This is a genomic window from Mycobacterium sp. ACS1612 (genome assembly GCF_001667505.1).
Lineage (GTDB): Bacteria > Actinomycetota > Actinomycetes > Mycobacteriales > Mycobacteriaceae > Mycobacterium.
In genome coordinates this window covers 32,493-44,853 of record NZ_LZHZ01000020.1, presented here as the reverse complement: position 1 = coordinate 44,853, position 12,361 = coordinate 32,493, and the positions used below count along the sequence as shown (strand labels likewise).

Annotated in this window: 9 protein-coding genes; 4 read left to right on the top strand and 5 right to left on the bottom strand. The window is 67.2% G+C overall.

Going from position 1 to position 12,361, the window contains the following annotated elements; genetic code table 11:
* Positions 1 to 90: 90 nt before the first annotated feature.
* Both A5724_RS08090 and A5724_RS08085 read right to left on the bottom strand, forming a co-directional pair.
* Complete coding sequence (locus A5724_RS08090; protein ID WP_067798989.1) at positions 91 to 2,715, bottom strand: ATP-binding protein; 2,625 nt, start codon at positions 2,713 to 2,715, stop codon at positions 91 to 93.
* A complete protein-coding gene (locus tag A5724_RS08085) occupies positions 2,712 to 3,893 on the bottom strand; it encodes an exonuclease SbcCD subunit D (RefSeq protein ID WP_067798986.1) in 1,182 nt (393 codons plus the stop codon). The genes A5724_RS08090 and A5724_RS08085 overlap by 4 nt, the downstream gene beginning before the upstream one ends.
* 198 nt (positions 3,894 to 4,091) lie before the next feature.
* On the opposite strand from A5724_RS08085, the gene A5724_RS08080 reads away from it, so the two are divergent.
* The gene (locus tag A5724_RS08080) at positions 4,092 to 4,598 is read left to right on the top strand and encodes a histidine phosphatase family protein (protein ID WP_082964921.1); all 507 of its coding nucleotides are present in this window, start codon (positions 4,092 to 4,094) and stop codon (positions 4,596 to 4,598) included.
* Positions 4,599 to 4,682: 84 nt separating this feature from the next.
* Here A5724_RS08080 and A5724_RS08075 read toward each other — a convergent pair whose 3' ends face one another.
* Together A5724_RS08075 and A5724_RS08070 are read right to left on the bottom strand one after the other, a co-directional pair.
* Entirely contained in the window at positions 4,683 to 5,243 is a 561-nt protein-coding gene (locus A5724_RS08075) for a DUF3558 domain-containing protein (RefSeq protein WP_067798980.1), read from the bottom strand.
* Positions 5,240 to 5,749, bottom strand: a complete 510-nt coding sequence (locus tag A5724_RS08070; protein ID WP_067799006.1) for a DUF3558 domain-containing protein — start codon at positions 5,747 to 5,749, stop codon at positions 5,240 to 5,242. The genes A5724_RS08075 and A5724_RS08070 overlap by 4 nt, the downstream gene beginning before the upstream one ends.
* A gap of 196 nt (positions 5,750 to 5,945) precedes the next feature.
* Between A5724_RS08070 and A5724_RS08065 the strand changes: the two genes are divergently transcribed.
* From A5724_RS08065 to A5724_RS08055, 3 genes are read left to right on the top strand one after another with little or no spacing between them, the layout of a single operon-like run.
* Positions 5,946 to 7,682, top strand: coding sequence for an ABC transporter ATP-binding protein (locus A5724_RS08065; protein WP_067798976.1), 1,737 nt, complete (start codon positions 5,946 to 5,948; stop codon positions 7,680 to 7,682).
* The gene (locus A5724_RS08060) at positions 7,679 to 9,580 is read left to right on the top strand and encodes an ABC transporter ATP-binding protein (RefSeq protein ID WP_197518587.1); all 1,902 of its coding nucleotides are present in this window, start codon (positions 7,679 to 7,681) and stop codon (positions 9,578 to 9,580) included. The genes A5724_RS08065 and A5724_RS08060 overlap by 4 nt, the downstream gene beginning before the upstream one ends.
* A 19-nt stretch (positions 9,581 to 9,599) precedes the next feature.
* Positions 9,600 to 11,780: a molybdopterin-dependent oxidoreductase gene (locus A5724_RS08055; protein ID WP_067798972.1), complete on the top strand. Its 2,181-nt coding sequence runs from the start codon at positions 9,600 to 9,602 to the stop codon at positions 11,778 to 11,780.
* On the opposite strand, the gene A5724_RS08050 is transcribed toward A5724_RS08055, so the two are convergent.
* On the bottom strand, positions 11,777 to 12,334 hold the full coding sequence (locus tag A5724_RS08050; protein ID WP_067798969.1) for a hypothetical protein: 558 nt from the start codon (positions 12,332 to 12,334) through the stop codon (positions 11,777 to 11,779). The genes A5724_RS08055 and A5724_RS08050 overlap by 4 nt on opposite strands.
* Between the last annotated feature and the right edge of the window lie 27 nt (positions 12,335 to 12,361).

Here is a 12,361-nt window from a genome sequence, read left to right as displayed (position 1 = left end):
GGGAACTACTGACAATCCCTTCCTGACACCCCCGGAGGCGTTTGTGAAGGACTATCGACCTATATCAGCGCGAGCAGGACCCTCGCGCGATTAAGCCGTCAATTCGATGTGGTGGGCTTCCGTCACGCTGGCGTAGCGCTCCGGGCTGCACGTCAACACGATCACCTGACCATCACCGCCGACGGCGTCGAACACCGCGCCCATCTTGGTCAGCCGATCCGCATCTGTGAAGCCGAGCGCGTCGTCGATGACGACCGGGACACTGTCCTCCTTGGCCACCAGCACCGCACCGGCCAACCGTGCGACGATGCCCATCTGTTCCTTGGCCCCGCCCGACAACGACTCATACGGCACCGTGCGGCCGGCCAGAGTCCGGCTGCAGATCCGCAGCGCGCTGTCGATCTCCACCTCGAAGCTGTCGCCAAAGACGATGCGGCCCAACCGTTCCACCTGATTGCGGAACGGGTCGACATAGCGCTGCCGAGTGGCGTCCCGGTGCCGCGCCATCACCGAGCGCAACAACTGCGCGGCCCGAGCGCGGCGATGCATGCGCAGATAGTCCGCCTCGGCGCGCTCCCGTTCCGTCTGCGCGGCATCGAGTTGACCTCTGCGGCCCTCGGTGCCGTAGACCTTCAGTTGCGCCGTCACCTCGCGCAGCGCGTCGGACGCCTCCTGGTGACGGTTGTTCAACGCGTCGGCCCCCCGCGTCGCATCGTTGAGTGCGGCGCTCACCGCGTCCGGCGCTCGCTGCGCCAACTCGGCGCCCAGTTGCGCGACAAGTGCGGCGGTGCGCCGCGCCTGCTCGCCGTCGGCCTCCGCCTTCACTGCAAGATCGTCATCGCCGACGACGGAACGCTGCTGAATCAATCGCTCTTGCGCGTTGGTCAGCTCCGCCTGCGCGGCGGCCAGCTTCTCGCGAGCCACATCGGCGGCTGACGTTCGCTCCCCCAGCTTCTTCGCCGCGACCTCGGCGACCTTGCGATGCGTCTCGCAGTCCGCCACCGCCTGCTTGTGCGCCGTCACCGCGGCGTCGAGTTCGGCACGCGCCGCCGCCGGATCTCCCTCGTCCCACAGGCCGGGCTCTGTCGGCTCACCATCACGCAATTCGCTGAGCTTGCTTCGTAATTGGTCGACGGCGTCGTCGCCGAGCAGCGCCTCGTACGTCGCACGTAACTGATCACGCGATGCAGTCAGCGCGCGACGCCGATCGTTGAGCAGTCGCGCTTGCGCGACATCTTCGACCTGCGCCTCGACCAACGCTGCGGTCAGAACCTCTTGCGCCGCTTCGAGTTTGGCTTGTGAGTCCGACGCGGGTGTACCGGGCACCACCCGTGCACGCAGCACACCGGGCAGCTCGAACTCAGTCGGCGAGCCGACACTCGCCGCCCATGCATCACCGGCTGCGATCGCGACCGTCTCACCGTCGACGCGCAATTCGACATCGGTGACCGCGACCAGGTCTACGTGAGCGGACGCCAGCTCGGCCAGACCCGCCGCTCGCTCGACGGCGATGGCCGCCGCTTCGATCGCCTGCATGGTGTCGTCGGTCAACGTGATGCCCGCCAACTCGCGCTGCACCCGACCGAGTTCCCGTTGTGCCGCATCGAGCTTGGCGAGCCGGGCCTCCAGCCGATTGGCCCGCTCGCGGTCGGCCGTTCGCTCGACCACGCGGCGGGCGCCGTCGACCCGGCCCTGCGACGCCTCGACCGCGGCGCGCGCCTGCTCCGCCGCGATCCGCGCCGCCTCCTGCACCTCGGTCGCGGTGGCTAGCTCCTCGCGGGTTTCGGCCCCCGCAGCCACCAATTCAGCGATCGCGACGGAACGCTGCTCGATGTCGGCACGCAACCTGCGCCGCTCGGTCAGCGCCGCAACCGACGCGGCGTGAGTGGCGTCGGCCGCCGCCGCGACCACCTCCGCGTGCTTCAGTTGTTGGGTCAACGCCGCGACGGCGTCGGCTACGGCCCGGGCTTCGATGAGCCGTTTCGCGGCATTGGCCCGTTCGTCGGCGAGCCGCGACAGGTCGTCAGTCAGCGCGGCGTGCCTGTGCACCGCGTCGTCGACCTCGGCCACGGCGGCCGCGCAGCGCGCCACCTCGCCCTCGGCGGCCTGCAACCGCTTCACGGCGGCGGCCCATTCGCCGGTGGGCCTGCCGGTCGGCGTGTAATAGCGCAGGTATTCGGTGTCAATGCGGTCCACCAGCAGCGGCTCGGCGCCCGACAGCGTAACCGCCTCACCCGCAGCCACATCCAGCGCCCGCGACAGTGCATCGCACCCCGACAGATCCACCGACTCGGTGGACGTCGACTGCAGCACCCGCTGCGCTTGCCACAGGTCCATGTCGACGGTCTCGTGCAGCATCGCCAACACCCGCTCGTGCGCCTCGTCACCGGTCAGCTGCTCGCGCCGCGGCGCCAGCACCGTCAGCTCGGTTTCAGGGCGCTTGTGGAAGCGTTTGCGGTACACGAATCGGTAAGCGCCGGTGGAGATCTCGGCCGTGATCTCCGCGCCGACATCGGCGTGCGTCGGCTTGACCTGCTTGACGTCCTTCTTGTTCGACCGGTCCTTGGAATGCACCAGCAGGTCGAGCGCCTCGATCATCGACGACTTGCCGATCTCGTTGGCCCCGCTGACCACAACCACACCGCGGTCGGGGAACTCGATCTCGCGGTGGGTGACGCCGCGGTAGTTGGTCAGCACGAGACGGTGCAACTTCATGCGATGCCCCTTGCTCTTCGCGCAAGCGGCTCATCGACCCCTCGATCGGCCAGCCGCAGCAGCAGCGCCAGCGCGGCACGGGCGTCGTCGGCGTCCTCACCGTCGGACCGTGCGGCGTTCACCAGTTCATCAACGGCGGCGGCGGCGAACCCGCCGATACCGAGGTCGTCGAACTCTCCGTCGGCGGGGATCACCGCGACGTCGGTTTCCTTGTCCCACGGCACCAGCGCGGCGAACAGCCTGGCGTACTTGTCCAAGCACGCGTCGAGCGCGGCCTTGTCGGTGACGGTCAGTGACCCGCTCAGCCCGTGCCGCACGACCGTGCGCTCCTTGTCCGGCATCAGGTCGAGGTTGATGTCGAGGTCGGCGATGTCGCGGCTGCTGTCCACCGTGCGACGCAGCGTGACGAAGCGCCAACGACCGACGCGGCGGGCGTCGACCCGCACCGGCCGCTGCGGATGGTCCTCGTCGATGTCGACGATCAACACGTGCCCGGGATCGGGTTCGATGTCGTCGTAGTTGGTGACTTCCGGTGAGCCGGAATACCAGATGCGGCCGGTAGCGCCGACCTCGGTGCAAGAATGCTTGTCCCCCAGGGCGACGTAGTGCACGGCACCGCGGTCGATGGCGGCCTCCAACGCAGCGAGCCGAATCAGCGACGGCTTGTCCTTGTCGGGTTCGAACATATCGATACCGCCGTGCCCCAACACAATTCGGGTGATGCCGTCGGCCTCGAGGCCGTCGAGCACCTCTGCCACCAGGTCGGTGGTCGGTTTCTTCGAGCGCCACGGCGCCGCGACGATCTGCAGGCCGGGGCGCACCTGATGAACACCCGCGCGGTCGAGAACCGTGACGTTGTCCGGGCATTCCGCGGTGAACAGCGCGCTGGTGTACACCGACGCCGCGTCGAGCGGGTCGTGGTTGCCCGGCAGCAGAAACACCGGAATTCCTATGGCGCGCATGGCTTCCAGCGACTGGCTGACGTCACGTGGCGCGAGCTGATTGTCTTCGAACACATCGCCCGCGACGACCACGAATTCAGCGCCTGCGTCGACAGCCAGCGGCCCGATGCCCGCCACGACGTCGCGGCGGGCGGCCGAATACCGCGGCTGCGCCTCACCGTTGAGGAAGTACCGGGTCATGCCGAGCTGCCAGTCGGCGGTGTGCACGAATCGCATCTCGGCTCCCTTCAGTTGTCCCGTATCTGTTCGGCATCGCGAGTGTAGGTCCGGGCGCCGACAAGTCGGCGGACCTCGGTCGGCAGGTCCGACGGCAATTGGGCGGGGCGCCGAGCCTACGGTTTGTGATGAGAACAAGCGCGAAATGCATCAGAAACCGTAGCGTCGGCGGGTGTGCGGGGGCTTACGGTGGACACCGTGACCGACCGGTATCGCACGCTGCTGCTGCTTCGGCACGCCAAATCGGACTATCCGCCGGGCGTGGCCGACCACGAGCGGCCGCTGGCCCCGCGCGGCGAGCGCGAGGCCACGCTCGCAGGCGACTGGTTGCGCGCCCATGCGCCCGCAGTGGACGCGGTGCTCTGCTCGACAGCCACCCGCACTCGCCAGACACTGGCCCGCACCCGTATCGACGCGCCCGTGCAGTACGTCGACCGGCTTTACGACGCGACGCCCGGCGCGGTCATCGACGAGATCAACCGGGTCGATCCGGCAGTCGAAACGCTGCTGGTGATCGGCCACGAGCCGACGATGTCATCGCTGTCGCTCGGGCTCGCCACCACCGACGGCGACAATAGCGCCGCGGCCGAGCGCATTTCGACGAAGTTCCCGACGTCAGCGATCGCCGTGCTGCGCACCGCCGAACCGTGGGACCGGCTGACGCTGAACAGCGCCACCCTGGTCGGTTTCCACGTGGCCCGGTGACGGTTCCGTCGCCGAAATGCACGTTTTGGCGCAGAACTGCGAGTGCCGCCAGACAAAACGTGCATTTCGAGGAGAGCCAGCCCGCTAGCTGCTGGTGGCCAGCGTCAACTCCATTAGCTTGATCGCCATTCCGCACGCGTCGATGCCGGGCGTCTGCGGGTTGATCCACCACCCCACGACACCGCCCGCGTCGCTGGCCACGCCGCACGAGCCGTTGGGATCGTTGGGCTTCATCACGATGGACGGGACGCCCGCGATCGACCGGTTCTCGATCTGGTAGTTCAGGCTCTGGGCGACCTTCTTCTCGTTGTCGAGGCTGCCCTGCTCGTACCAGAACCGGGTGATGTCGATCAGGCCTGCCGGGTTGGCGGCCTGCCAGCGACACACGGCGCCGACGAACGTGCTCTGGATGTCGAGCGGGTCGGCGCCGACCGTCTTGGCGAGGATGTCCTCGGTCAGCACCTCGCATTCCTTCAACAGGTTGGGGTACTGCTTGGCAGAGTCGTCGTTGCGGGGCACGTCGCCGGCACCGGACTTGGCCGCGGTGCCCTCGACGGTCTTGGTGCACCCGGTCAGCAACGTCAGCACGGACACGACGGCGACCAGCCCGGCCAGCGCCCGACGGCGGTGCAAAGTCCGGCTCATTTCGCGTTCACAATCGATTGGCGGGTCAGTTCCTTGGCCACGTCGCAGGGGTCCGGGAACGGCTGCTGGGAGAAGCTGATCGACCACTCGATGAAGTCGTCGGAGAATTGGATGCCGATCTCACACAGGTTGTTGCCGAGCGCGGGGTCCTCGCCCACGGCGATGAAACCGCTGTGGCCCTCGATGTTGATGTCCTCCACGCTGGCCCGCGAAAGTTCCTCCGTCTTGCGCTCACGTCCGATCGGGCTGCCCCGGTACCAGGTGAACGAGAAGTGCGGGCCCAGGATGCCGCCGCCCTGCAGCCACTGGCAGCCCACGGAGTTCTTCGCCGTGTTGACCAGCCCGGTGACGCGGGTCTGCTCGGCGAGCGTCTGGTCGGAGATGCCGCCGCATTCCGGGAACATCGGCCCGTGCGACGCATTCTGGGACGGCCCCGGCGACTCCGGGACGCTTGGCGACGTGGACCCTCCGGATTCGTTCGAGCATGCGGCGAACACGGGCATCATGGCCGCGGCCGCCACGGCCAGCACCTTCGCGGACCGGGTCCTGCCGGTCGCGCACTTGCTGGGGGTCACGCCATGCACTGTAGCGGCAGCCCAAACCCACAACCACCGACATGCCGATTGACCAGCTGATTTAGCGAATTCTCAGGTGGCCCTGCCGAACACAACTTCGGCGGGGACGGTGTGCGACAGTAACGGGATGCTCTGGGCGTTGCTGCGGCGGTACACGCGTCCGTATCGCTCGCTGCTCGCCACGGTCGCCGGGCTCCAGCTGATCAGCACGCTGGCCTCGCTGTACCTGCCGACCGTCAACGCGGCGATCATCGACGACGGGGTCGCCCAGGGCGATCTGCGCCGCATCGTCGAACTCGGCGGCGTCATGCTGGGCGTCACCGGACTGCAGGTGGTGTGCGCCGTCGGCGCGGTCTACTTCGGGTCGCGGGCGGGCATGGGCGTCGGACGCGATCTGCGCTCGACGATGTTCGGCCACGTGACCAGCTTCTCGGCGGAAGAGACCGCGCGCTTCGGCGCCCCGTCGCTGCTCACCCGCACCACCAACGACGTCCAGCAGATCCAGCAGTTCGTCCAGCTGACCTGCACCATGCTGATCACTGCGCCGATCATGTCGATCGGCGGCATCTTCATGGCGGTGCATCAGGACGCGGGGCTGTCCTGGCTGCTGCTGATCAGCGTGCCGGTGCTGGCCCTGGCCAACTATCTGATCGTGTCCCGGCTGCTGCCGATCTTCCGCCGCGTGCAGCGTCAGATCGACGGCATCAACCGGGTGATGCGCGAGCAGCTGTCCGGTATCCGGGTGATCCGGGCGTTCGCGCGGGAACCGTTCGAGCGGAATCGATTCGGCGTCGCGAACCAGGCCCTCTCGGATTCCGCTCTGGAGGCAGGCAAGTTGCAGGCCTTGATGCTGCCGGTCACCACGCTGGTGATCAACATCTCGAGTGTCGCGCTGATCTGGTTCGGCGGGTTGCGGATCGACGCCGGCCAGATGCAGGTGGGCTCCCTGATCGCGTTCCTGTCCTACTTCATGCAGATCCTGATGGCGGTGCTGCTGGCCACGTTCCTCCTCGTGCTGCTGCCGCGGGCGTCGGTATGCGCGGAACGCATCACCGAGGTGCTGTCCACCGCACCCGCCATCGTCAGTCCGCAGCACCCGGTGCGCCCGGACACCATCCACGGCGAGATTCGGCTTGACGATGCGACATTCAGCTACGCCCGCGCCGACCGGCCGGTGCTGCGGGGTGTCTCGCTGACGGCCGGGGCAGGCGTCACCACCGCTGTCGTCGGGTCCACCGGATCGGGGAAGTCCACTCTGATATCGATGATCTGCCGCCTCTACGACGTGACAGACGGCGCGGTGTACGTCGACGGCATCGACGTTCGCGACTACGACACTGAACAGTTGTGGGCGGCCATCGGGCTGGTGCCGCAGCGGGGTTACCTGTTCTCCGGCACCGTCGCCGACAACCTGCGCTACGGCAAGGCCCATGCGACCGACGAGGAGATGTGGGAGGCGCTGCGGGTCGCGGCCGCCGACGATTTCGTCCGCGCCCACCCCGAGGGTCTGGCGATGCCCGTCGCGCAGGGTGGCATCAATTTCTCCGGCGGGCAGCGGCAACGGTTGGCCATCGCGCGGGCGGTGATCCGCAGGCCGGCCATCTACCTGTTCGACGACGCGTTCTCCGCCCTCGACGTGCACACCGACGCACGGGTTCGCGCCGCGCTGCGCGAGGTGTCGGCGGATGCGACGGTAGTGATTGTGTCGCAGCGGATTTCGACAGTGGCTGAAGCAGATCAGATCGTCGTGATCGACGACGGTCAGGTGGTGGGCATAGGCGCGCACCAGACGCTGCTGGCGGACTGCCCCACCTACGCCGAATTCGCCGATTCGCAGTCGCTCGGCGCCGGAGCACGCGAATGACCGCGGGGCCGATGGCGCGTCCGATCCGTGGCGTCGTGCAGGCGCCGACGCAGCGGTCACGCGACTTCAAGGGCTCGGCGATCCGACTGGTCGAACAACTCACCCCGCAGCGCGGGTTGACCGCGATGGTGATGCTGCTCGGCGTCGGCGGCATCGCGATTGGCGTGATCGGCCCGCGCATCCTCGGTCACGCCACCGACCTGTTGTTCAACGGCGTGATCGGCCGCCAGCTGCCCGCCGGGCTGACAAAGGAGCAGGCCATCGCGGCAGCACGGGCGCGCGGCGACAACACCTTCGCCGATCTGCTGTCGGGCATGAATGTGGTGCCTGGCCGCGGCGTGGACTTCGGCGCGGTCGGCCGCACGCTGCTGTTGGCACTGGGCTTGTATCTGATTGCGGCTCTCATGGTTTGGCTGCAGGCGCGGCTTCTCAACGTCGCCGTGCAACGCACCATGGTGTCGTTGCGCGCGGATGTCGAGAACAAGGTGCACCGGATGCCACTGAGTTACTTCGACTCTCGGCGGCGCGGGGAAGTGCTGAGCCGGGTCACCAACGACGTCGACAACATCCAGCAGTCGTTGTCGATGACGATCTCTCAACTGCTGACGTCGGTGCTGACCGTGGTGGCGGTGCTGGTGATGATGTTGACCATCTCGCCACTGCTGACGCTGCTCACGGTCATCACCGTGCCGCTGTCGCTGTTGGTGACGCGGGCGATCGCGCGTCGCTCGCAGAAACTGTTCGTCGCGCAATGGACGAACACCGGCAGGCTCAACGCCCACATCGAGGAGACCTACAGCGGTTTCACGGTGGTCAAGACGTTCGGCCACCGGGCAGGCGCGCTGGAACAGTTCCGGGAGGCCAACGACGACGTCTACCACGCCAGCTTCGGCGCACAGTTCTTCTCCGGTCTGGTCGGACCCGCCACCACGTTCGTCGGCAACCTCAGCTACGTCGCGGTCGCCGTGGTCGGCGGTGTGCAGGTGGCGACCGGCCAGATCACGCTGGGCAGCATCCAAGCCTTCATCCAGTACGTCCGGCAGTTCAACCAGCCGCTGACGCAGGTGGCCGCGATGTACAACACGCTGCAGTCCGGGATCGCAAGCGCCGAAAGGGTTTTCGATCTGCTCGACGCCGAGGAGGAGTCGCCGGACCCCGACGTTGCCCTGCCGGCCGTCAACGGCGGCCGAGTCGAGTTCCAGCATGTCGACTTCAGCTACCGGCCCGGCACGCCGGTGATCGAGGACTTCTCGCTGGTGGCCGAACCGGGCAGCACCGTGGCGATCGTCGGCCCGACCGGCGCGGGCAAGACGACGCTGGTGAATCTGCTGATGCGGTTCTACGAGGTCGACTCGGGCCGGATTCTGATTGACGGGGTGGACATCTCGACCGTCGACAGGCGGTCGGTGCGCTCGCAAATCGGGATGGTGCTGCAGGACACCTGGCTGCTTGGCGGGACCATCTACGACAACATCGCCTACGGCAGGCCGGACGCGAGTGAGGACGAGGTGGTCGCCGCGGCGAAGGCCGCCTACGTCGACCGGTTCGTGCACACGCTGCCCGACGGCTACCAGACCGTGGTCAGCGATGACGGCGGCAACATCAGCGCGGGCGAAAAGCAGCTGATCACCATCGCACGCGCATTCCTGGCCCGTCCGCAGCTGCTGGTACTCGACGAGGCCACCAGCTCGGTGGACACCCGAACCGAGCTGCTGATCCAGCATGCGATGCGCGAACTGCGCCGCGGCCGCACCAGTTTCATCATCGCCCACCGGCTTTCGACCATCCGCGACGCCGACGTCATCCTGGTGATGGAAGCCGGCAGGATCGTCGAACGCGGGAGCCACACCGAACTGCTCGCTAAGCATGGCGCTTATTGGGATATGACGCAGGTCTAGCCGGACTAGGGTGCGGTCCATGACCTCGACCGTCGAGACCGTGCACACCTTCTGCCGGTACTGTCTGGCGTCGTGCGGTGTAGAAGTGACGGTTGAGGAGAACCGCGTCACCAAGATCTCGGCCGACAAGCAGAACCCGCACACCTGGCAGGACTTCTGCGCCAAAGGCCGCACCGCCAACCAACTCGTCGAACATCCGCGACGGATCCTCAACCCGATGCGCCGCGTCGGCGACACCGCAGACAGCTACGTCGAGTCGACGTGGGACGAGGCGATCACCGACATCGCCACCCGGATGAACGCGCTCATCGACGCCGACAGCCCCGACGCGATCGGTGTCTACTACGGCAATCCGTCGGGTTTCTCGTCGTCGAACATCATCTTCATGAACGCCTGGCTGGACGCGGTCGGCACCCACAACCGGTACTTCGTCGGATCGGTCGACCAGAACGCCATGCACGTCGTCGCGGCGGCGATGTACGGGTCGATGCTGATGGCCCCGGTATCCGACATCGACAACTGCGATTACTTCCTGCTCGTCGGGACCAATCCCGCTGTCAGCGCGTGGAATTGGCTGGAAACCGTCCCGGGCGGATGGCGCCGCGCGCTCGAACGGCAGAAGCAGGGGGCGACCATCGTCGTGGTCGACCCGCTGCGCACCGAGTCCGCCGAGAAGGCCGACGTGCACCTGGCCGTCCGACCCGGACAGGACTGGGCGCTACTGCTCGCCATGGTGAAAGTGATCCTCGACGAAAGACTCGAACACCGGCAGGACTGCACCGAACTGGCAACCGGCGTCGACGATCTGCGCAGCCTCGTCGCCGACGCCGACCTGGACGACCTGGCGGCACGATGCGAGATCCCCCGCGCCCAGATCGAAGGAGTGGCACGAGATTTCGCCGCTGCGCGCGGTGCGATGGTGGTGACACGGACCGGAGTGTCGCTGCATCTTGCCGGCACTGTGGCCGAGTGGCTCGGCCATGTGCTCAACGTGATCACCGGCCGGATGGATCGACCGGGCGGGCGCAGGTTCGAGCCCGGCTACGTCGACGCGATCCGGTTGTCGGGCATGGTCAAAGCGACGGACCACACCAGCCGGGTGGCGGGCAGGCCCATGGTGGCAGGCGCGCATGCGCTCAGCGAATTACCCGACGAGATAACGATTCCCGGGCCGGGCCAGATCAAGGCGATGTTGATCAACTGCGGCAACCCGGTGGTGTCAGGACCGGACGGCGCCAAGCTGGACAAGGCACTGGCGCAACTGGACCTGCTGGTGGCCATGGACTTCGTGCAGCGCGAGAGCCACCGGCATGCGCACTGGTTGCTGCCCGCCGTGCACTGGTTGGAGCGCGACGACCTGCTCGCGTTCACCAGCAACATGCACGACGAGCCCTATCTGCAGTACGGACCGAGGGCCGTCGAACCACCACCTGGCGCACGGCAGGAATGGCGCATCTTCGTCGACCTCGCGATCGCCATGCGCAAGCCACTGTTCGGCGCCAAGGGGCTCAACGGATTCATCAGGGCGACGCGCACGTTGTCCCGGGTGACCGGCAAGCCGTCGCTCGCATTCGGCCCACACTGGATCGACCGACTGGTAATCGTCACCAGTCGAAAGGTCAACGGCCGCAAGATCAAATGGCGCGACGTGATGTCACATCCGCACGGCTGGGTGCTGGGCGCGCGGGAGTTCGGCCATTTCAGGAGCGCCCTACGCACCGACGACAAGAAGGTGCACGCGGCGCCACCGGAGTTCGTCGCGCGGGCGCGCGAGTTGCTCGCCGAGCCATGCCCTGCGCCGCCCGCCGACTATCCGTTCCAGCTGGCGAACCGGCGTAACCGGCATTCGATGAACTCGTGGCTCAACGAACTGCCGGGCCTGCATCCGGCCGGGAAACGCAACGAGGTGCTGATCCATCCCGACGACGCGGCCGCGATCGGCGTCAACGACGGCGACAAGGTCAGGGTGTATTCGCGAGTCGGCGCGATCGAACTGGCGGCGGCGGTCGACGAGCGGCCGCGGCGCGGTGTCGTCGTCATCGACCACGGGTGGGGTTCAAGGGTTTTCGATCCGCGCGGCGGCGGGCAACCAGAGTCCTACGGAGCCAACCGCAACCTACTGGTCGACGGGGGACCCATCGATCCGTTATCGCAGACCGCCGCACTCAGTTCGTCGTACGTCGGAATCGAACGCGCTTAGAGCGCAGGACCTTCGGCGCGCAGATCGTCCACATTCTTCATCGCGTCGCGCAGCTTGCCAAGCCATTCGTCGGCATGCTCCCCGACCAGGCGAACCGACCAGGCCAACGCATCCGAGCGCGACCGCGCGACGCCGGCGTCGACCAGCGTGTCGAGCACCTGCCGTTCGGATTGCCGCAACCGCGTCATCACCGGTACCGCGATGTTGGTGAAGACGATTCGTTCGCTTCCCACCTCCACGCCCCACGCAACCTTGCGGCCGTAACGGGCTTCGGCCTCGTCGGCGATCCGCATCCGTTCACCGCGGGTCTCCTCGCGGAACCGGGCGGCTCTGCCTGACGCTCTGGCCTCGCTCTCTTCGCCGTCCACCTCGGGGAGGCGGCCGATGACGGTGATCTCTTCTCGGTCGACGACGACCGTCGGGTCGCCGGCGAACCAGCCGTCGGGCAGCCGGCCGGCGAACCAGTCGGCGGCGTCGCTTGCGTCGGGTTGTTCGGCCTGCTGCCAACCGCCGGGGCGGCCGGACCGTCGGCCATGAGGATGATGGTGTCGCATGATTACATCATTACACCGTTACACCAC